This is a genomic window from Lysinibacillus sp. NPDC096382 (genome assembly GCF_044762845.1).
Lineage (GTDB): Bacteria > Bacillota > Bacilli > Bacillales_A > Planococcaceae > Lysinibacillus.
In genome coordinates this window covers 1-20,486 of sequence record NZ_JBIWFC010000031.1, presented here as the reverse complement: position 1 = coordinate 20,486, position 20,486 = coordinate 1, and the positions used below count along the sequence as shown (strand labels likewise).

The window sequence follows — 20,486 nt, the reverse complement described above, 5'->3', positions numbered from 1 at the left end:
CTACACAAGATACTCACTTTTACTGGTGGTGAGATGAATGAGGATGTGGTACCTTTTCAGAGGGTATCCAAACACCTATTGAAATAGAGGATCTTAGGCTAAAAACTTTACATCCTCATAAAATTTGGACGTAATTATGCCAAGGTGAAATTGATGTCATTTGTCAAGACGTTTCATGATAAACTAATAGTACTCAAGAAGTATGCGGAGGGCACAAAAATGAAAAAAAGAATCGGTTTATTATACGGTGGAAAGTCAGCGGAGCATGAGGTGTCATTATCGACAGCACGTGCAGTCACTGGAGCTTTGAATTTCGAGGAGTATGAAGTATATCCGATTTTCATTACACTTGAAGGGGAGTGGCGACGCGGCGAGCGTCTAAATAAACCTGCAAGTACAATTGAAGAATTACAATTTGGTGATGATGCCACTATTTTAGAAAATAATATTACAAATTTTTTAATGGATAAATATGGTAAAACTGTACAATTCGATGTAATTTTCCCATTACTTCATGGTACTAATGGTGAAGATGGAACTGTTCAAGGTTTACTTGAGGTTTTAAATTTGCCGTATGTAGGAAATGGTGTATTAGCATCTGCAACTGGCATGGATAAAGTAATCATGAAGCAATTATTTGAAATTGCCGGCTTACCACAAGTGCCGTATACGTACTTCATTCGTAGCGAATGGGCTAATGAACAGGAGGCTATCCTTGATCGTTGTGAAGAAAAGTTGGATTGGCCGATGTTTGTGAAACCTGCAAACTTGGGATCAAGTGTCGGAATTAACAAGGCAACAAACCGCGATGAATTAGTGAAGGCAATCGAAATCGCTTTACAGTATGATCGTAAAATTGTAATTGAGCAAGGTATTGTCGCTCGTGAAATTGAACTAGCTGTGCTAGGAAATGACTTCCCGGAAGTTTCTGTACCGGGTGAAATTAAACCAGTTACTGAATTTTATGATTATGACTCTAAATATAAAGATGGCTCAACAGCCCTTATTATTCCAGCAGAGGTTCCTAAAGATACTGTATCAAGCTTACAGGAGCTAGCAAAGCGTGCGTTCAAAGCTATTGATGGAAGCGGTTTAGTTCGTGCGGACTTTTTTGTGACGGCCGATAACAGCATTTATATTAACGAAGTGAATACAATGCCAGGTTTTACACCTGTTAGCATGTATCCTCTTCTATGGCAGCATACAAATGTAAGCTACCCAGAGCTGATTAATCGTCTGATTACATTAGCAATTGAGCGTTTTGAAGAAAAACAACAGCTTCACTATAAAAAAGACTGAGTGGGATTATTGTGAAAAAAACATTAAAGCAGTTAGCTACATGGTTAAATGAAGATGTGCCAGCTTTTGGTGATACGGTAGTATCAGGAATTTCCATTGATACACGTACAATTCAACAAGGGGATCTGTTTGTACCATTTCGTGGTGAGACGGCCAATGGGCATAAATTTGTTCTGCAGGCTTTTGAAAAAGGAGCGGGTGCTTCTCTTTGGCAGAAAGATGAACCAAATCCACCACAAGGTGTACCATTACTCTTTGTAGATGATCCAGAAATAGCGCTTCAGCAAATGGCTCGTGCCTATCGTAGTGAGCATAAAGCGAAGTTTATTGGCATTACTGGTTCAAACGGTAAAACATCCACGAAAGATATTTTAGCGGGAACGCTAACACCATTTTTTAAAGTACAAAAGACCATTGGGAATTTTAATAATGAACTAGGTTTACCTATTACAGTTTTACAGCTAGATGAAGATACTGATGTTGCTGTGCTTGAAATGGGTATGAGTGGTTTTGGTGAAATAGAATTTTTAACGAAGCTTGCTTGTCCACATATGACGGTTATTACAAACATTGGCGAGGCTCATATGCAAGATTTAGGCTCACGTGCCGGAATCGCTAAAGCCAAATTTGAAATAATTCAAGGAATGCAACCGGATGGAGTGCTATTTTATGATGGAGATGAACCGCTACTTCAAGAACTAGTTGCGAAAGAGCAGCAGTTAAATGCAGTGGCATTTGGCTTAGAGCACTGCAATCTACTGTATGCAGACAATATTGAAGCAACTTCTGATGGTAGTGGCTTCTCTACACATGGTGTAATAGAAGGAGATTTCTTTATTTCCGTTCTCGGGAAGCACCAGGTGAAAAATACATTAGTCGCTATGTTAATTTCTCAAAAGTTAGGTTTAAACGATGACCAAATTCGTGCATCCTTAAAACAAGTAGCTCTAACGGATATGCGCATGCAACAAGTGAATGGATCAAATGGGGCATTGTTTATTAATGATGCATACAATGCTGCACCAACCTCTATGAAGGCGGCTATTCAATTTGTAGCATCGACAACGATTCGCCCAGAAAAATGGCTTGTGTTAGGTGATATGCTTGAACTTGGCCCAAATGAAAAGCATTTCCATGAAGATTTATCGAAGGATATTCATGCAGAAGAAATCGCTTATGTATGTTTATTTGGCCCACGAATGGCTTATTTGAATGAAGTCTTAAAAGAGCGTTTTGATGAGGAACATTTGCTATATGTTGAGGATGATTATACACCAATTATCGAAAAACTACAGCAAGCTAACGAGGAGTCTATCGTTTTACTAAAAGGCTCTCGGGGTATGAAATTAGAAACAATCTTACGTGCATTCACGTCATAAAATGAAATAAGGAATCGGTGGGATACTATCTCACCGATTCCTTTAAATTTTTGATTTAAATGAGTTACACATTTAGAGGTGAAAATAATGTCAGTAGGTGTTTTATGTATACATGGATTTTCAGGCGGACCTTATGAAGTAGAACCTTTTACTACCTATTTACGTACGCATACAAATTGGCTGATTGAAGAACCTACTTTGTCAGGGCATGGAGAGGAATTACAAATGCGTGGTTTCACCGCCAAGCATTGGCTAATGGATGCCGAGCTCGCTTTTCGTGCTCTTGCTAAAAAAGTAGATGAAGTAATAGTAGTTGGGTTTTCGATGGGTGGCATTATAGCGCTCTATTTAGCTAAACGTTATAAAGTGAAAAAGCTTGTATTACTAAGCGCAGCTGCCAAGTATGTCAGTCCGAAGCAACTAGTCAAAGATTTTAAAATGCTTGCCACTGAGGCGTATCATCGTAATCTGTCTAGTAATGAATTGTATTTACGATACCGGCATAAGTTTAATCATGTGCCACTATCGTCAACGATAGAATTCATGAAGCTTGTTCGAATGGTGGAGCCGTATTATAAAGATATTAAAATTCCAGTGTATATTGTACAAGGGAAATTAGACGGAATAGTACCATATCACACGGCTCAATTTTTATATGATCAAGTAACCTCAAACGATAAAACTTTGTATATTTCTGATAATGGGAAGCATCATATATGTTATGGTGAAGATTGCTCTGAATGGTTTTCTTGCGTTTTGTCGTTTTTAAAGAGTGCGTAAAGTAGTCAGATTATTACGACTCATGCGTTATCGTTGCATACGTTTTAATCCCATGTTAGACTAGTGTAAGCAATGGATACATTTTGTGCGAAGACTCTTCATAATTGATTGAAGAGTACTTTTTTTTGAACACAACGGTTTTATTCTAAAGTGAATAATTACGACAGAATCAAACCGCTCGGTAAAGACCGGGCTTTCCTTTTCATATAAGAGAGCTCTATGTGACCATCATATAGAGAAAAATTTTAAGTAACGGAAACGTTCCAAAACACAGGCTCGAATTTGCCGACAACTTCATCTGAAAATGTAACCATTTGTCAACTTAAAAGCAAAAAAAGGAGATTGAGAAGTTTGACAAATTTTTCAGAATTAAATATTAGCGAATCTACATTACGCTCAGTAAAGCGTATGGGATTTGAAGAAGCAACACCAATCCAAGAAGGTACTATTCGTTTTGCAATTGAAGGCCGTGATGTATTAGGTCAAGCGCAAACAGGTACAGGTAAAACTGCCGCTTTCGGGATTCCACTTATCGAAAAAATTGACCCAAAAAACCCTAATATCCAAGCATTAGTAATTGCTCCAACTCGTGAATTAGCGATTCAAGTTTCAGAAGAGCTATATAAAATTGGTTATGATAAACGTGTAAAATTGTTATCAGTTTACGGTGGTCAAGAAATCGGCCGTCAAATCCGTGCACTAAAAAATAAACCTCAAATTATCGTAGGTACACCTGGTCGTATAATTGACCATATTAATCGTCGTACTTTAAAATTAGAAGATGTTCAAACATTGGTACTTGATGAAGCTGATGAAATGTTAAACATGGGCTTTATCGATGATATTAATTCAATCTTAGAAAATGTGCCTTCTGAACGTCAAACATTATTGTTCTCAGCAACAATGCCACCAGCAATCCGTAAAATTGCTGAGACATTTATGCGTGATCCAGAAATCGTAAAAATTAAAGCGAAAGAACTAACAGTTGATAACATCGATCAATATTTTGTGAAGTCTGCTGAGCGTGAAAAATTCGACATTTTATCTCGTTTATTAAACGTTCACCAACCAGAACTTGCTATCATCTTTGGACGTACAAAACGTCGCGTGGATGAGCTTGCACAAGCATTATCAATTCGTGGTTATCTTGCTGAAGGGATTCATGGTGATTTAAGCCAAGCAAAACGTATTTCAGTATTACGTCAATTTAAAGAAAATAAAATTGATATTCTTGTGGCAACAGATGTAGCTGCTCGTGGGCTTGATATTTCTGGTGTAACACATGTTTATAACTTCGATATTCCTCAAGATCCTGAGTCTTATGTTCACCGTATTGGTCGTACAGGCCGTGCAGGTAAATCAGGTCTTGCGGTAACGTTTGTAACGCCACGCGAAATGGGTTACTTACGTATTGTAGAAGAAACAACGAAAAAACGTATGACACCACTTCGTCCACCAACAACTGACGAAGCTCTAGTTGGTCAACAACGCCTATCTGTGGAGACATTAGAAGGTCTAATTGCGAACAACGACTTAGGTGATTATCGTACACTTGCGACAGAATTACTTGAAAACCATGATGCAATCGATGTCGTAGCTGCTGCACTTCGTTCATTAACAAAAGAGCCAGATGATTCGCCAGTAACAATTACTGAAGAACGTCCATTACCAATGCGTCGTGAGCGTTCTAGCAATCGCGGCGGAGATCGTGGACGCGGCGGCAACCGTAGCTCTAACGGACGTCGTGATGGCGGACGTGGCGGAGATCGTCGTGGAGGACGTGGCGGAGAACGTCGAGATGGCGGACGCCGTGATGGAGGTCGCCGTGAAGGTGGACAAGGTCGTTCACGTGCACCACGTCGTCACGAAGATTAATTTTATCTTCATCAAAATGATTAAATCTTACAGTCAAATGACTGTAAGGTTTTTTTTTACTTATTTCAGCGGGTGTCCAAGCACCCGCTGAAATAGAGGAACTCAGTCTAACGACTTGTGGCAATTTATCTGCGCGACAGCGGTAATTACGCTAAGGTGAAAATTGCTATAATTTTGAAACAAAATGATAACTGATTACGTATACGTAATTAAAGAAAGAGAGGGAACGACTTTGAGAACAGAACCAATGCATATGATTTCTAGAAAAGGGTTAACAGTGTGGCGTTTATATGGTGTATTGCAAACGATATTACTTTTGATTGTAGCGGCGTTTGCATGCTACGGCACTTATTATTATGAATGGCCATCATATATTTATTTCATTGCAGTTGCTGTAGTCATTCTTAGTGCTGTCCTATCCACTTATTTATTTCCAAAGATAAGATGGGAACGCTGGCGCTATGAGGTGCGTGACAATGAGATTGAAGTGCAACATGGTTTATTTGTTGTTAAACGAACACTTATTCCAATGGTGCGCGTACAGCATGTTGATACAACACAAGGACCGATATTAAAAAAATATGGTTTAGGTAATATTTCAATATCTACAGCTGCAACTGTACATACAATTCCTGCACTTGTAATGGACGAAGCTGATAGGCTTCGTGCACGTATTTCGGAATTAGCAAGGGTGGCGGAAGATGATGTCTAAGGAAATTAATCGTTTACATCCGATATCGGCAATTATTACAAGTGCAAAAGCATTAAAGAGTATGATTTTCCCGTTAATTATTATTATTGCAACTAATGGATTTCACTTCTCTTTGAATTTTCATAGTGATCATTTTTGGCGGACGATTTTCTTATTCGGTATATGGGGAGTAGGGGCTATACTTGCGCTTGTTAGTGGCATTGTTAAGTGGCGTACCTTTGTATATTGGTTTGAAGATGGAGAACTGCGTGTAAAGTACGGTTTGTTCGTTAAAAAGAAACGTTATATCCCATTTGAACGTATTCAGAGCTTAAATTACAATGAGGGTATTTTTCATAGAATATTTGGCTTAGTAAAAGTTCAGGTTGAAACTGCGGGGAGTAAGGACAGAAAACCTGAGGTAGAGTTAACGGCTATACGTAAGGCAGCGGCAGATATTATAGAGCTAGAAATGCGTCGTGCTAAGAATCAAGTAAATGAACAGATGAATGATGAACAGTCGCTAATAGAGGAAGTGTCAGTTCCAACTATTTATCATATGTCGATACGTGATTTGCTTATATTGGCCATAACTTCAGGTGGAATTGGGGTCGTTCTTTCCGGGGTAGCAGCAATCATCTCTCAGTTTTCGGATATAATTCCGTATGAGGAAATCTTTAGCGAGTTAGCTGATTTTGCGAAAATTGGTGCATTTTTAGTTGCACTAACAGTGATAGTCAGCCTAATTCTGGCATGGTTTGTGTCATTTGTGATTACACTGATCAATTATTACGAATATACAGTTCGAATTGAAGATGAAAAGCTTATTATTACAAAAGGGCTAATTGAGAAAAAACGAATTACTTTACCGTTAAATAGAATTCAGGCGATTCGTATTGTAGAGAATCCAGTACGTCAATTATTTGGCTATGCAACAGTTGTTGTTGAGAGTGCTGGAGGAAATGGTGGAGAAGGAAATGATAAAAAAATTACTCTGTTCCCACTTATTCAGAAGCAAGATTGTTTGGGAACGCTAGAGCAACTTTTCCCACAGATAAATTGGCGTCCAGAATTTATTTATTCACCAGAACGAGCACGTCCATTTTTTTACCGAATTGATTTTGTTTGGCTCATACCTATAATTGGTGCGTGTAGTTATTTCTTATATCCGTATGGGTTGCTTTCGTTATTATTAATGCCATTAACAATATTAATTGGTGTTTGGCAACATAAATCAGCTGGTTATATGATCGATGGAAAGCAACTAACTATGCAATATCGTGTGTTCAGTCGTACTACATTCTTTATGGAGAAAAAACGCATACAATCTATTGAGACTACTCAAAGCTATTTCCAAAAAAGAAAGGGTGTTATGTCTGTAAAAGCAACGGTCATGTCGGGCATGACTGGTATGGCAGGGAATGTACGAAACTTAGAGCAGCAAGATGCTGAAACAATATTATCTTGGTACGAACATTAAAAGTAAGAATTTGGATGATTCTCATAAATAATAGGAGGATTATCCCTTTTTAACTATAATTATGTAAAAATTCTGTTTATAATAGAGAGCAAAAGGGGTGGTAATTTTGTTTAAGTATGATATTAATAAGAACACGTATTTAAAATTGTTGGATTTAAGTGACGTAGATGAATTATTCGCGTTGACGGATCGTTCCAGAGATACGTTGCGTGAATGGTTACCTTTTGTAGATGATGTGAAAACAGTAGAGGATACAGAGCGATTTGTAAGAGGTGCGATGCAACAATATGCAGATAATAATGGCTTACAAGCGGGGATATATTATGAGGGGAAGCTTGCGGGAGTGATTGGCTATCATCAAGTGAATTGGCAGCATAAATGGACAAGTATTGGATATTGGTTAGGGAACGAATTTGTTGGTAAGGGCTTAGTGACAAATTCTATGAAAGCATTTATTGATTATGCCTTTAACTATTTAACATTAAATCGCATTGAAGTGCGAGTAGCGGTAGGGAATATTCGGAGTCGTACGATTCCAAAAGTGTTAGGTTTTCATGAAGAGGGACGTTTAAGAGATGCTGAGTGGCTATATGATCATCATGTAGACCAAGTTGTCTATGGCTTAACAACAGTTGAATGGAAAAAAATAAAAGCAGCGAAAGAGGATACGGTCGCACTTTGAAATAAAATTGACGAATTGCCTATCATTCTAGTATAAAATAAGAGGAGCAATCCGTGATGATAGCTTATCACGGAGAAGAGCTCCTCTTGTACGTATTACTTACCCGCCATCTTTTGTTTACGCCAGCTTATAATTCTTTTTGGATGTAAGTAAACGAGTCCAAGAAGGAATCCTGCTACTAAGCCACCTAAGTGAGCATAGACATTCACATTTGACTGTAGGAAAGTCATGATAACACTGATCACAATGATGGGCAAAATAAGTTTACGCAGCATCGGCATTGTACGACGTGTATAGTAGACAAGTGCTCCGAAAGCACCGAATATTCCGAAAACAGCTCCACTTGCACCAAGACTTCCATAGCTACTATCATAAAGTAAATAGGTTGCCATGTTGCCGACAATACCAGACATTAAATAAATTGTAATAAAACGAACCTTGCCAGCAATTCTTTCAAGCTCTGGTCCGAATAAATACAGTGAAAACATATTAAAGAAAACGTGCAAAAAGCCAGCATGTAAAAACATTGCAGTAAAAACACGCCACCATTCACCAGAGCGTATAAGGAAGTTCGCTGGAACTCCGTATTTCAATACATTTTCGCCTACTCCAGGTAAAATAGTTAGTACATAAACAAATAAATTAACCGCTATTAATGTTGAAACAATCGGATAATACTTTGTATATTGCTTAAAATTTTCTGTTCTACTAAACATAACTCCACCTCAATTTACAATTATTATACATGGCTTTTTAGAAATAGGAAAAGGAGAAGTTCAAATGATTAAAGGAATTGGTCTCGACATTGTAGAAATTGACCGTATTGCAAAAGCAATGAAAAGAACAAATAAATTTAAAGATCGCATTTTAACTGAAAAGGAAAGCGTTTTGTTTGATGCACATTCAGAAACTCGTAAGATTGAATTTTTAGCTGGAAGATTCGCTGCAAAAGAAGCATTTTCAAAGGCATTAGGAACTGGTATTGGTGAAGAATGTAAGCTTCATGATATGGAAGTTTTAAGAGGGGAAGCTGGAAACCCGGTTTTATATTTCAAAGGACAGCTTGCGAATGGGTTTGTAAGTATAACACATTCTAAGCAATACGCTGCGGCACAAGTAATATTATTACAATAAATAATGATAAACAAAGCTTGCGCCATATAAAATATTAAAAAAGCTCATCACTAAAAGTTGTGGATGACATTATTAAAACGTCTGCCATTTAGATAAGTTAATTGGCGTGAAGACTGAACGCTCTCATTCGGAGCGGGAATCAACCCTACGTTATGGTAATAGGCTATTAAAAAGAAAAATAAATTTCTGAGTGAAGATAAATATATTGCCCTTGTTCAAATGACATAACTGACAAATACGGTTCATATATTGTCGTAGTGGATTTGAAAGAAGGAAAGGGTGAAAGCGTGGGCAACCGAATAGTTAAATGGCTCGTCTTATTTTGTACGATATTACTTTTATCGGCATGTGGTACAGACTCACAGGAAAAAGTGTTGAAGAAAGTTAATGGGAAATGGGCAGAATCAAATGGTTATGAGTTGAATGCTACGATGGAGATTAAATCTGGTGGAGATCCAAAAAAATATGATGTAAAAGTTTGGCATACGAAACCTGATTTCTATCGCGTAGAAGTAGTAGAAAGTGGGAAAGATGTTTCGCAAATGATAGTGCGAAATGCAGATGGAGTTTTTGTTGTTACGCCTACATTAAACAAAATGTATAAATTCCAAAGTGATTGGCCAAAGAAAAATAGTCAAGCTTATTTAATAGGTGCACTAGCAGAAGATTTAGCTCAAGATAAAAATTTAGTCATGAAAGAAGAGGACAAAGCATATATATTTGAAGCGGCTACTAGAAATAGCTATAAAAATAGTATGCCCCATCAAGTTATAACAGTTGATAAGAAAACAATGCTTCCAACTTCCGTAGTAATCATGAATGATGTAAAAGAAGAACAAATCCGTATCACATTTAAAAATATTAAATTAGGTGTTCAACACGCGGCTAAAGAGTATGCAGTTGAGCAATTTACAGAATCGGATGAAACAAAAGGTGAACAAGCTACACCACCAGAAAAAGATAAAAAAGACAACAAAGACGGTAAGGAGAGCAACAATAACCCGAATGGAAATGAAGAGAAAAAGGCAGTAAGTGCAGAAGCCGAAAATAAAGAGTTCCAAACACACTACCCTGTTGTAAATTTAGAAAATACGAAGATGGTGGATGAGAAAGTTATGCGAGAGGGTGGAATGGATCGTGTCATCTTAACATTCGACGGTGATAAGCCATTTACGGTCATGCAACAGCCAGTTACGAAAGAGGCTGCTATGTTGCCAGTATCGTCTCCTGGTGATCCGGTAGATTTAGGCTTTACGATTGGTGCAATTACCGATACCTCTATTAGCTGGGAAAAGGATGGTGTTGAATTCTTTGTAGCCTCTAGTAAATTGACTCGTGAAGAAATGGTGCAAGTAGCCACTTCTATGACAATAGGTAGTATGAAATAATTTTTCTAGCTACAGCTTTCTAGATGGAAAGCTGTAGCTGGTTAAGTAAAATAGTACAGTTTTGAAGAAAATTAACACTGTTTAGAAGTTGTTAAGTCATATATGATAAAAGTTAAAGGAAATTAGTTTAAAATAGAATAATATATGTAAAAATAGTGTATAAAAGGAAATTTATTCAATACATATTGTTTTAATAAAAAATAAAGAGGGTATTCTAATGGAGACACAGCAATATTTTAGACCAACTAAAGCAGTAGTAGACTTACAAGCAATTCAACAAAACGTAAAAAATTTGAAAAAGCTACTTCGACCAAATGTTCAAATTATAGCTGTCGTAAAGGCAAATGCATACGGTCACGGAGATGTAGCCGTTGCAAAAGCAGCACTTGAGGCAGGTGCAACAATGCTTGCAGTGGCAACGCCCGACGAAGCATTACATATTCGAGCACATTTTGAAGAGCCAGACATACTAATATTAGGTGCCTCTCCAGTTTCATTTGCACCATATGCTGCCCAGCAGCGCATTATTCTTACGGCATTTGCAAGTGAATGGGTACAGCAAGCAGCACCTTTCTTAGCTAATGAAGCAAAACCTTTACGACTACATATTAAAGTAGATAGCGGAATGGGCAGAATTGGCGTTCGTTCAGAGCAAGATTTATTGGATCTATATCAAACAATACAGAATACAGTGAATGTGGAGCTTGATGGGATATTTACACATTTTGCGACTGCGGATGAGGAGGATACTTCATACTTTGATAGACAAGTACAATTTTTTGAGAAATGTGTAACTACATTGCCTGAAAAACCTAGACTTGTGCATGCATCAAACACGGCTACATCTTTAGTAAAAGATGCGCATTTACAATTTGATGCTGTTAGATATGGAATATCGATGTATGGATTATCACCATCTTCTTATGTAGAAGGTATTTTACCATTTCCGTTACAGCCAGCGTTTTCGCTTGAGAGTGAGCTTGTTCATGTGAAACAGTTACAAGCAGGTGATTCGGTAGGCTATGGAGCTACTTTTGAGGCTCCTTCGGATATGTGGATAGGAACAATACCAGTAGGCTATGCTGATGGAGTAATTCGTAAATTAGGTGGACAAGAAGTACTAATTGATGGACAAAGAATGCCGATTGTTGGACGAATTTGTATGGATCAATGTATGGTTGCCTTGCCTAAAGCATATGCTATAGGTGAGAAAGTAACACTCATTGGTCGTCAAGGACATGATGCTATTTCAATGAATGAATGGGCAGCAAAGCTTGAAACCATTAATTATGAAGTACCATGCATTATTACAGCGAGAGTTCCTAGAGTATACATTTAATCTGTAGATTCAATCTAAAAAAGTACTTAAGGTTTAAATTAGGATAAATGAATATTATATTTAAACACTAAACAACTTGGTAAATAACAATATAAAAGATTTACTAAGAAGCTGAGTCATTCATATTTTGTGATGAATTGCAAGGTGAATTAATCGGCATATACCTTCGACAACCTACATATTTTTACAACTTGGACTTTAAATTGTCAGATATTTTGTCATTTCGTGTCTTTTCAACAATATCTTTCAATGGTAGAATGGGTAGTAATGAAAAGTGGATGGTTCCGTTGGAGGTGCTTGCTGTGTACGAGAAAAAGTTAAGAGAAGCTACAATTGCTGTTCAGGATAGACTGTTTCTACAAACAAAGGAAGTAATTGAGAGTGAATCTTTTGCGCGTATTTTGTCGCGCAAAGTTTTAATGCAGGAGCAACCAAATCAAATACGGGAAGCTATGATGAAAGGATATGTTGAAATGTCTCATATAAATCTGAGTATTGCAAGTGAATGCTTGCATGCAGAATATGAAGCACAACATACGGTGGAGCGTCTCGTTAGCGGGGGATGACACTTTGAATGTAAAACGTGGTGACGTTTTTTTTGCAGATTTATCGCCGGTAGTTGGGTCCGAGCAAGGGGGCACAAGGCCGGTGCTGATTATTCAAAATGATATTGGCAATCGATTTAGTCCGACTGTCATCATCGCAGCTATCACTGCACAGATTCAAAAAGCAAAATTACCGACACACGTTGAAATTAATGCTGAAAAGTATGGTTTTGAACGTGATTCGGTTATTCTGCTTGAGCAGGTGCGGACGATTGATAAGTCAAGATTGACAGATCGTATTACACAACTTGACCATGCGTTGATGGAAAAAGTTGATGGTGCATTGATGATTAGTTTAGGGCTTGTTAAATTTTGATATACATATGTGTATAGTGGCATCGAGATGGATTTTCATCTCGATGCTTATTTATTTTTATTCAGTAATGTTTTCTGTGCGAAAGCGAAGCGACAGCAACAAATGTTTTCTGTGCGAAAGCGAAGCGACAGCAACAAATGTTTTCTGTGCGAAAGCGAAGCGACAGCAACAATTACGCCAAGGCGAAATTGGTACTGTACTCTCAAATACTTTATTACCATAAATTGAAATCGTTATTCAAAAATGGTATTAATAGATTTAAGATATACTCAAGATCTATATTTTGAATAGATTTTTGAAAAAATATCGAGAGAATTAAGAAAATATAAGTAGAACTTTATCTTCGTTCAGCAACGGGTGTTTGTTTGTGCGAAAGCGTAGTGTTAACGTAGCGACGCAACAACAACGATAAATGTTTTTGTAGCAACAGTGCAATTACGCCATGGTAAAAATTGATAAGCTGATCTGAAAAATTAAAGTGTAAGAGTATAACTCCGAAAGGAATTGGGGGGGCAACAGTGACAATTAAGTCTTCGGTTGAAATTATTACTGAGTGGGATATAGTAGCAGCGAGACAACTGGGGCGTGACGAAGCGAAGGCGCTTGGATTTGACACTGTTGATCAGGCACGAATCACCACAGCTATAAGTGAACTAGCCCGAAATATATATTTATATGCAAGGATAGGTGTCATTGAAATTGAAAAAGTTGAAACAGACACTGAGAAGAAAATAATTGTTATTGCAACTGATCAGGGCCCAGGAATAGACGATGTTCGGAAAGTGATGGAGGATGGCTACTCCACTTCGGGAGGGCTCGGTGCAGGTTTACCAGGCGTTAATCGATTGATGGACAATATGGTTATTCAATCGGTTATGGGAGAAGGAACAACGATAAGAGCTGAAAAATGGCTGCGTTAGGATGTGAAATTTTTGGAACATTTAGAATCTCAATATAAAAAGATTTTGGCGGATTATATGACCGATCAAACTGAAAAGAATTTGTATATTGCTCAAAATTTCACTCGCCAGGTAATCCAAAAGAATATACCTCCAGAGGATGTTGTCAGTGTTCATAAAAACGCAGTTGAGAAACTATTTCCACGTAGAATGAGTGAAGAACAGCTTGCATATGATTTTCTTATCGAGGTTATGGTGCATTATGGAATGGTTCATAGGGAGCACCAAAGTTTATTACAAAAACAAGCAGAGTATGAAATGGAAATGAAAATCGCTACAAACATTCAGAAAACATTACTTAAAACAGACGTACCACAACTTGCAAGTATTGATATAGGAATGATATCTATTCCCAAACGGAAGATGAATGGAGATTATGTACATTTTTTATACAATCGAGAGGATTATTTGAGTGTAGCTGTGACAGATGTGGTAGGTAAAGGTGTTCCCGCTGCATTATGTATGTCAATGGTGAAATACGGTCTTGAAACGTTAGAACATGCATATAAAGATCCTTCATATGTATTAGAGGTCATCAATCGAGTAATTGAAAAGAGTGTAGACGACAGTATGTTCGTTTCTATGTTTTACGGTTGCTTGGATATGCGAAAGAGCATTTTTTCTTATGCTTCTGCAGGTCACGAACCGGCTCTCCATTATTGCGCTAAACATAATCAATTTTTCCCTTTGGAATCGACAGGATTATTACTTGGGGTGTTACCAGAAACGAAATATTCGTACAAAGAAATTGTTTTAGAAGAAAATGATATCGTAATAATGATGACGGATGGTGTTACGGAATTCAGAACGCATGATGAAATGAATTCACGAAAGGTCATTACATCGCTATTATTGGAAAATAAATACTTATCAGCTCAACAATTATGTAATCTCCTTTATAAACAAATTGAAGAAATACAGGATTTTAAACTATCTGATGATTTTACAGTTGTGATTATAAAAAAATAGGGTTTCAACCTTTGTAATTACGGGAATAGAGTTAACAAATATGGTGGAGGTGTGCTGTATGGATATGTCGATACACTTTAAAGAACTAGATAATAAATTATACGGATTTATTGAGGGCGAAATAGATACTTATACTGCTTCACGTCTTAGGGAGGAATTAGAGGCAGTGAAAATTACTGAAGGATTAGAAATAGTACTTAATTTATCAAAAGTCAATTATATGGATAGTACAGGGTTAGGTATTTTTGTTGCCTTTTATAAAAGAACGTTACGTGAAAATGGAAAAGTTAAACTTGTAGGTTTGTCGAATAGATTACAAAGGTTGTTTGAAATTACTGGTTTAAGCGATTTAATGGATATTGAAACTGATAAAAAGGTGGAATTACGAAGATGAAGGAATTTGATTATATTGAGATAAGGGTTCCTGCAAAACCGCAATTTGTCAGTGTGATTCGATTGACGGTTTCTGGCTTAGCTAGTCGTGTTGGGTTTAATTATGATGATATTGAGGATTTAAAAATTGCAGCAAGTGAAGCGGTAACGAATGTTGTACATCATGCATATAAGGACGAAGAAGAAGGAGAAATCGTCATTGGTTGCGCTTTGTATGAAAATAAAATAGAAATGATGATTGCAGATTACGGCAGTAGTTTCAATTTTGAGGAAATCAAGTCGAAAGTTGGTCCGTATCATCCTGAAGAGGGGATTGCGGGTCTACGAGAAGGTGGTTTAGGGCTTTATTTAATGGAAACTTTGATGGATGAGGTGATGATAAATAACGATGGTGGCGTAACTGTTTTCATGACAAAGTATGTTGCTAGAGAGCAGGTGGAAAAAAATGTCGAAAGAATCACCACATAAAACTTCGTCCAAGGAAGATATATTAAGGTGGATTGCGTTGTATCAATTAACAGAGGATGATGAAGCACTAACAAATTTAGTGATGCATTATCAATATTTAGTTGAGTCCATTGCACGCAAATATTCGAATGGTAAATCTCATTATGATGATATTGCTCAAGTAGGTATGCTGGGGTTGCTAGGTGCAATTAGACGTTTTAATCCTAATGTTGGTTGGAGCTTTGAAGCATTTGCTGTACCAACGATTGTTGGGGAAATTAAGCGCTTTTTACGTGATAAAACTTGGGATGTTCATGTACCAAGGCGAATAAAAGAACTAGGACCGCGCATTAAAGCAACAGTGGAAGCGTTGATAATTGAGTTGCAGCGTTCTCCATCTATTAAGGAGATCGCGGATCAATTAGAAGTGAAAGAAGAAGAGGTCTTAGAGGCTATGGAGATGAGCCGTAGTTATCATGCTCTTTCTATGGATCACTCAGTAGAGTCAGATTCTGACGGTAGCACAGTAACGTTATTAGATATGATGGGTAAAGAAGATGATGGCTTTGAATTGACTAATAAAAGAATGATTGTTTCTGACGCTATGAGTATTTTAGATGAGAGAGAAAGAGAGATAATTCAGCTTACATATTTAGAACAACTCACTCAAAATGAAGTTGGGGAACGATTAGGGATTTCTCAAATGCATGTATCAAGAATACAAAGGAAGGCAATAAAAAAGTTACAGGAATTTATCTTAGTAAGTGATGGTGTTTCGCTCTGAAATTTTTGGGGCGAGGTGGCTGTTCCAGACACAATTTTGCTAAAGTATAATTGATTGAATAGTTTACTCTTCTTTTAGAGTAGACTATTTTTTTGCAATTTTAGTAAAGTGTAATGGTAAAATGAAAAGAAAAAGGTAGTGATGATGTGGAACAAAAGCAAATATTACAACTCATTGCAAAGGATGTAGCTATTAAGCCAGGTCAAGCTGATGCTGTTATTAAATTATTAGAAGAAGGAAATACCGTGCCATTTATTGCACGTTATCGAAAAGAAGCTACTGGGTCCCTTGATGAGGTACAGATTAAAGCTGTAGAGGATCGTTATCACTACATACAGCAGCTTGAACAACGCAAAGAAGAGGTTATACGATTAATTCAGGAGCAAGATAAACTAACACTTGAATTAGAACAAGCTATTCAAGCAGCAACTGTTTTACAGCGTGTAGAGGATTTATATCGACCTTATAAACAAAAACGCCGAACAAAGGCAACGATAGCGAAAGAAAAAGGGTTAGAACCTCTTGCAGATCTTTTATTAGAGTATCGTAGTGATGCTTTAGAACAATTAGCAATGGCTTTCGTAGATGAGGAGAAAGTTGCTAATGTAGAGGATGCGCTAGCTGGGGCTCGAGATATTTTAGCTGAGCGCTTTGCTGATGAAGCGGCAATCCGTGAAAAAATTCGTACGTATTCCTGGAAAGATGGAGTACTCGTAACAAGTGTCAAGAATGCAGAGGCAGACGACAAAAACGTTTTCGAAATGTATTACGAATATGAAGAGCCAGTAAATCGTATTGTTCCACACCGTATTTTAGCTGTAAATCGTGGTGAGAAAGAAGAAATAATAAAAGTAGCGATTCATGTATCAATAGATCGAGTATTGATGATTATGTGGAAGGAATGGATTCCTGCAACAGGTTCTTCACCCGCAATTGCCGAGGTGAAGTTAGCGATTGAGGATTCGTACAAGCGTTTAATTCAGCCTTCTATAGAACGAGAGTTACGAAATGAACTTACTGAAAAGGCAGAGACTCAGGCTATCCACATTTTCTCTGAAAATTTGCGTAATCTTTTATTACAGCCTCCAATGAAAGGGAAGTATGTATTGGGTGTTGATCCGGCGTACCGTACAGGTTGTAAGTTAGCTGTTGTAGATGAAACTGGGAAAATGTTAGAGGTTACAGCCATTTATCCACATCCGCCAAAGCCAGATGTAGCAAAATCGAAAGCGGTTGTGAAAGAGATTTTAGCAAAATACCCAATAACTATAATTGCTATTGGTAATGGTACTGCCTCACGCGAAACAGAACAGTTTATAGCAGATGTATTGAATGAGCTTGAAACTGATACGGCCTACGTTATTGTCAATGAAGCAGGGGCATCTGTTTATTCAGCGTCTGAAATTGCCCGTGCAGAGTTTCCTGATTTACAGGTAGAACAGCGTAGTGCGGTTTCTATTGCGCGTCGTTTGCAAGACCCGTTGTCGGAGTTAGTTAAAATTGAGCCTAAAGCAGTTGGAGTAGGTCAGTATCAGCATGATGTCTCTCAAAAGAAATTGACGGAGTCCTTAACATTTATAGTAGAGACAGCTGTAAACCAAGTCGGTGTTGATGTTAATACAGCTTCAGCTTCCCTACTGCAATACGTTTCTGGATTATCTAAAACGGTTGCGGAGAATATTGTGAAGGTACGAGAGGAAACTGGACAATTTACTACACGTGCTCAACTAAAGAAAATTCCACGACTTGGTGCTAAAACATATGAACAAGCAATTGGTTTCTTACGTGTTCCAGAAGCAAAAAATGCATTTGACGCTACGGGCATTCACCCTGAAAGCTATAGTGTAGCCGAGCAGATTTTAAAGGTAGCACAAATTGATAAAAAAGAGCTTGGGATGCAGAAGGCAGAGGAGGCTATTGCAAAACTAGATGTAGAAAAATTAAGTGGAGTTTTAGATATTGGAGTTGTCACAATTCAGGATATCGTGGATACATTAATGAAACCAAGTCGCGATCCACGCGATGCATTCCCTCAGCCTCTGCTGAAAACAGATGTATTAAAAATGGAAGATTTACAAGTTGGGATGGAATTGCAAGGTACAGTGAGAAACGTAGTTGATTTTGGAGCGTTTGTAGATATTGGCGTGAAGCAGGATGGGCTTGTGCATATTTCAAAGTTACAAAAAAGACGTATTAAACATCCATTAGAGGTTGTTGCTCTCGGTGACATTGTGACGGTTTGGGTAGAACAAATAGATGTCAAAAAAGGGCGCATTTCACTAACGATGCTACCACCTAAAGATCAAACTATTGAAGCGTAATTAATTTTGCATTGGCGTAATTGTAGCAGACGCTTCGCTTTCGGTACAGATAAATTACTATCCGTTAATGCGGGATAAATAAATACCACACTGTCTATACTACGCAGTGTGGTATCTTATTGTTAGAGGTGATATAGCTATGAACAATGAGGAACTACAAAGTCTTGTTAGTCGAATATCATTAGAAAGTTTCCAGAAGCCATTCATGCATCGAGCATATTTTAATTCAAGGCTACGTTCAACAGGTGGACGTTATCTTTTGCAATCGCATAATATTGAAGTTAATCCAAAAGCTTATGAATTGTATGGTATTAGCGAAATAGAAGGTATAGTTCGACACGAATTATGTCATTATCATTTACACTTGGAAGGCAAAGGGTATCAGCATCGAGACAAAGATTTTCGAGAGCTATTAATAAAAGTGAACGCTCCTCGTTTTTGCTCAGTATTGCAAATCTCTAAAATATCTCAGAAAAAACAACGTCGCCTTTATACATATACATGTGTAAAATGCCAACAATTATATGTAAGAAAAATTAGAATGAATGTGGGAAAATACTGTTGTAGCAAGTGTTTAGGACGTTTAAAACTAGTGGAATGAAAAAAATAATAAAAAAGGGTTGACGTTCATTATAGATGTCTCTATAATAGTAAAAGTCGACAAGATAACGACGATAAAATATGAATTATTCCGAAGTAGCTCAGTTGGTAGTAGCACCTGACTGTTAATCAGGTTGTCGCAGGTTCGAGTCCTGCCTTCGGAGCCATGGCCCCTTGGTCAAGTGGTTAAGACACCGCCCTTTCACGGCGGTAACACGGGTTCGAATCCCGTAGGGGTCATTTTGTTATTTTAATTCATAAAAGTATAGTAATATTGGTCCCGTGGTGTAGCGGTTAACATGCCTGCCTGTCACGCAGGAGATCGCCGGTTCGATCCCGGTCGGGACCGCCACTTATTGGGGTATAGCCAAGCGGTAAGGCAACGGATTTTGATTCCGTCATGCCTAGGTTCGAATCCTAGTACCCCAGCCATTCATATCTTAATTTGAGCCATTAGCTCAGTTGGTAGAGCATCTGACTTTTAATCAGAGGGTCGAAGGTTCGAGTCCTTCATGGCTCATCATTTTAAGAAAAAAGGTTGACTTTTTGAATTGTCGTAGTATAATAAAAAAAGTTCCTAATTGAATGCGGTCGTGGCGGAACGGCAGACGCGCTAGGTTGAGGGCCTAGTGGGGGCAACCCCGTGGAGGTTCAAGTCCTCTCGGCCGCACCAAGTCAGTTTATGAATTTATATATTATGCGCCCGTAGCTCAATTGGATAGAGCGTCTGACTACGGATCAGAAGGTTATGGGTTCGACTCCTGTCGGGCGCGCCATTTTAAATAAATACAATTTACCATGCGGGTGTAGTTTAATGGTAAAACCTCAGCCTTCCAAGCTGATGTCGTGAGTTCGATTCTCATCACCCGCTCCAAATATTTTTTAAAAACTTGTTGACATACAAAATTTTATATTGTATGATATAAAAGTTGTCGCTACAAGATAATGACATGAACCTTGAAAACTGAACAAGCAAAACGTAATCAATAAAGTTTTTACTAGCTAACCTTGAGTTAGTGAACGAAACAAAATTTTGGACATCAAA

The 20,486-nt window shown here is 37.8% G+C and carries 20 protein-coding genes and 8 tRNA genes; 27 read left to right on the top strand and 1 reads right to left on the bottom strand.

The window, feature by feature from the left end; translation table 11 throughout:
• The first annotated feature begins 219 nt into the window (after window positions 1–219).
• The 7 genes from ACIQZA_RS24800 to ACIQZA_RS24770 all read left to right on the top strand — a co-directional run bounded on the left by ACIQZA_RS24800 (window position 220) and on the right by ACIQZA_RS24770 (window position 8,186).
• On the top strand, window positions 220–1,299 hold the full coding sequence (locus ACIQZA_RS24800; protein ID WP_402884508.1) for a D-alanine--D-alanine ligase: 1,080 nt from the start codon (window positions 220–222) through the stop codon (window positions 1,297–1,299).
• An 11-nt stretch (window positions 1,300–1,310) separates the two neighbouring features.
• Window positions 1,311–2,678 (top strand): UDP-N-acetylmuramoyl-tripeptide--D-alanyl-D-alanine ligase, encoded by a 1,368-nt coding sequence (locus ACIQZA_RS24795; RefSeq protein WP_402884507.1) that lies wholly within the window; start codon window positions 1,311–1,313, stop codon window positions 2,676–2,678.
• A gap of 87 nt (window positions 2,679–2,765) precedes the next feature.
• Complete coding sequence (locus tag ACIQZA_RS24790) at window positions 2,766–3,458, top strand: alpha/beta hydrolase (RefSeq protein ID WP_402884505.1); 693 nt, start codon at window positions 2,766–2,768, stop codon at window positions 3,456–3,458.
• Window positions 3,459–3,809: 351 nt separating this feature from the next.
• Window positions 3,810–5,333 (top strand): degradosome RNA helicase CshA, encoded by a 1,524-nt coding sequence (gene cshA, locus ACIQZA_RS24785; RefSeq protein WP_142508502.1) that lies wholly within the window; start codon window positions 3,810–3,812, stop codon window positions 5,331–5,333.
• A gap of 232 nt (window positions 5,334–5,565) precedes the next feature.
• The gene (locus ACIQZA_RS24780; RefSeq protein WP_132361622.1) at window positions 5,566–6,045 is read left to right on the top strand and encodes a PH domain-containing protein; all 480 of its coding nucleotides are present in this window, start codon (window positions 5,566–5,568) and stop codon (window positions 6,043–6,045) included.
• Window positions 6,038–7,504: a PH domain-containing protein gene (locus tag ACIQZA_RS24775; protein ID WP_400941653.1), complete on the top strand. Its 1,467-nt coding sequence runs from the start codon at window positions 6,038–6,040 to the stop codon at window positions 7,502–7,504. Before ACIQZA_RS24780 ends, ACIQZA_RS24775 begins: the two co-directional genes overlap by 8 nt.
• Before the next feature lie 106 nt (window positions 7,505–7,610).
• Complete coding sequence (locus ACIQZA_RS24770) at window positions 7,611–8,186, top strand: GNAT family N-acetyltransferase (protein WP_400941620.1); 576 nt, start codon at window positions 7,611–7,613, stop codon at window positions 8,184–8,186.
• Between the two features lie 95 nt (window positions 8,187–8,281).
• Here the strand turns inward: ACIQZA_RS24770 and ACIQZA_RS24765 are convergent, their stop codons facing one another.
• Window positions 8,282–8,902 (bottom strand): rhomboid family intramembrane serine protease, encoded by a 621-nt coding sequence (locus ACIQZA_RS24765; protein ID WP_142508499.1) that lies wholly within the window; start codon window positions 8,900–8,902, stop codon window positions 8,282–8,284.
• Window positions 8,903–8,966: 64 nt separating this feature from the next.
• Here ACIQZA_RS24765 and acpS point away from each other — a divergent pair, with 64 nt between their 5' ends.
• From acpS to ACIQZA_RS24665, 20 genes are all read left to right on the top strand, one after another.
• Window positions 8,967–9,320, top strand: coding sequence for a holo-ACP synthase (gene acpS, locus ACIQZA_RS24760; RefSeq protein ID WP_400941617.1), 354 nt, complete (start codon window positions 8,967–8,969; stop codon window positions 9,318–9,320).
• A gap of 287 nt (window positions 9,321–9,607) precedes the next feature.
• Entirely contained in the window at window positions 9,608–10,708 is a 1,101-nt protein-coding gene (locus ACIQZA_RS24755; RefSeq protein WP_400941614.1) for a LolA family protein, read from the top strand.
• A 217-nt stretch (window positions 10,709–10,925) separates the two neighbouring features.
• Window positions 10,926–12,047, top strand: a complete 1,122-nt coding sequence (alr, locus tag ACIQZA_RS24750) for an alanine racemase (protein WP_402884502.1) — start codon at window positions 10,926–10,928, stop codon at window positions 12,045–12,047.
• 302 nt (window positions 12,048–12,349) lie between these two features.
• Entirely contained in the window at window positions 12,350–12,613 is a 264-nt protein-coding gene (locus tag ACIQZA_RS24745) for a hypothetical protein (protein WP_049663444.1), read from the top strand.
• Window positions 12,614–12,617: 4 nt separating this feature from the next.
• Window positions 12,618–12,968, top strand: coding sequence for a type II toxin-antitoxin system PemK/MazF family toxin (locus ACIQZA_RS24740; protein ID WP_049663446.1), 351 nt, complete (start codon window positions 12,618–12,620; stop codon window positions 12,966–12,968).
• Window positions 12,969–13,486: 518 nt separating this feature from the next.
• On the top strand, window positions 13,487–13,888 hold the full coding sequence (locus ACIQZA_RS24735; protein WP_142508495.1) for an anti-sigma regulatory factor: 402 nt from the start codon (window positions 13,487–13,489) through the stop codon (window positions 13,886–13,888).
• Window positions 13,889–13,900: 12 nt separating this feature from the next.
• The gene (locus tag ACIQZA_RS24730; protein ID WP_402884500.1) at window positions 13,901–14,896 is read left to right on the top strand and encodes a PP2C family protein-serine/threonine phosphatase; all 996 of its coding nucleotides are present in this window, start codon (window positions 13,901–13,903) and stop codon (window positions 14,894–14,896) included.
• 58 nt (window positions 14,897–14,954) lie between these two features.
• Window positions 14,955–15,290: an STAS domain-containing protein gene (locus ACIQZA_RS24725; protein ID WP_142508493.1), complete on the top strand. Its 336-nt coding sequence runs from the start codon at window positions 14,955–14,957 to the stop codon at window positions 15,288–15,290.
• Window positions 15,287–15,757 carry an anti-sigma B factor RsbW gene (gene rsbW / locus ACIQZA_RS24720; RefSeq protein ID WP_400941602.1) on the top strand — a complete coding sequence of 157 codons (471 nt, stop codon included), beginning with the start codon at window positions 15,287–15,289 and terminating at the stop codon, window positions 15,755–15,757. Before ACIQZA_RS24725 ends, rsbW begins: the two co-directional genes overlap by 4 nt.
• Window positions 15,735–16,520, top strand: a complete 786-nt coding sequence (gene sigB, locus ACIQZA_RS24715) for an RNA polymerase sigma factor SigB (RefSeq protein ID WP_402884498.1) — start codon at window positions 15,735–15,737, stop codon at window positions 16,518–16,520. The genes rsbW and sigB overlap by 23 nt, the downstream gene beginning before the upstream one ends.
• 146 nt (window positions 16,521–16,666) lie before the next feature.
• Window positions 16,667–18,841 (top strand): Tex family protein, encoded by a 2,175-nt coding sequence (locus tag ACIQZA_RS24710; protein WP_400941596.1) that lies wholly within the window; start codon window positions 16,667–16,669, stop codon window positions 18,839–18,841.
• Between the two features lie 139 nt (window positions 18,842–18,980).
• Window positions 18,981–19,442, top strand: a complete 462-nt coding sequence (locus ACIQZA_RS24705) for a SprT family protein (protein ID WP_400941593.1) — start codon at window positions 18,981–18,983, stop codon at window positions 19,440–19,442.
• Between the two features lie 89 nt (window positions 19,443–19,531).
• Window positions 19,532–19,608: transfer RNA gene (locus ACIQZA_RS24700), tRNA-Asn, on the top strand.
• 1 nt (window position 19,609) lies between these two features.
• Window positions 19,610–19,681, top strand: a tRNA-Glu gene (locus tag ACIQZA_RS24695).
• 36 nt (window positions 19,682–19,717) lie between these two features.
• Window positions 19,718–19,793: transfer RNA gene (locus ACIQZA_RS24690), tRNA-Asp, on the top strand.
• Window positions 19,794–19,798: 5 nt separating this feature from the next.
• Window positions 19,799–19,873, top strand: a tRNA-Gln gene (locus tag ACIQZA_RS24685).
• Window positions 19,874–19,888: 15 nt separating this feature from the next.
• A tRNA-Lys gene (locus ACIQZA_RS24680) sits at window positions 19,889–19,961 on the top strand.
• A 67-nt stretch (window positions 19,962–20,028) separates the two neighbouring features.
• Window positions 20,029–20,114 (top strand) — tRNA-Leu (locus ACIQZA_RS24675).
• A 26-nt stretch (window positions 20,115–20,140) separates the two neighbouring features.
• A tRNA-Arg gene (locus tag ACIQZA_RS24670) sits at window positions 20,141–20,217 on the top strand.
• 24 nt (window positions 20,218–20,241) lie between these two features.
• Window positions 20,242–20,315: transfer RNA gene (locus ACIQZA_RS24665), tRNA-Gly, on the top strand.
• Window positions 20,316–20,486 lie beyond the last annotated feature (171 nt).

Excerpts from the sequence above, each read along its gene's own strand:
- sigB (WP_402884498.1), top strand. The coding sequence starts at position 15,735 with ATGTCGAAAGAATCACCACATAAAACTTCGTCCAAGGAAGATATATTA.
- ACIQZA_RS24705 (WP_400941593.1), top strand. The coding sequence starts at position 18,981 with ATGAACAATGAGGAACTACAAAGTCTTGTTAGTCGAATATCATTAGAA.
- ACIQZA_RS24765 (WP_142508499.1), bottom strand. The coding sequence starts at position 8,902 with ATGTTTAGTAGAACAGAAAATTTTAAGCAATATACAAAGTATTATCCG.
- acpS (WP_400941617.1), top strand. The coding sequence starts at position 8,967 with ATGATTAAAGGAATTGGTCTCGACATTGTAGAAATTGACCGTATTGCA.
- ACIQZA_RS24800 (WP_402884508.1), top strand. The coding sequence starts at position 220 with ATGAAAAAAAGAATCGGTTTATTATACGGTGGAAAGTCAGCGGAGCAT.
- alr (WP_402884502.1), top strand. The coding sequence starts at position 10,926 with ATGGAGACACAGCAATATTTTAGACCAACTAAAGCAGTAGTAGACTTA.
- ACIQZA_RS24725 (WP_142508493.1), top strand. The coding sequence starts at position 14,955 with ATGGATATGTCGATACACTTTAAAGAACTAGATAATAAATTATACGGA.
- ACIQZA_RS24775 (WP_400941653.1), top strand. The coding sequence starts at position 6,038 with ATGTCTAAGGAAATTAATCGTTTACATCCGATATCGGCAATTATTACA.
- rsbW (WP_400941602.1), top strand. The coding sequence starts at position 15,287 with ATGAAGGAATTTGATTATATTGAGATAAGGGTTCCTGCAAAACCGCAA.
- ACIQZA_RS24790 (WP_402884505.1), top strand. The coding sequence starts at position 2,766 with ATGTCAGTAGGTGTTTTATGTATACATGGATTTTCAGGCGGACCTTAT.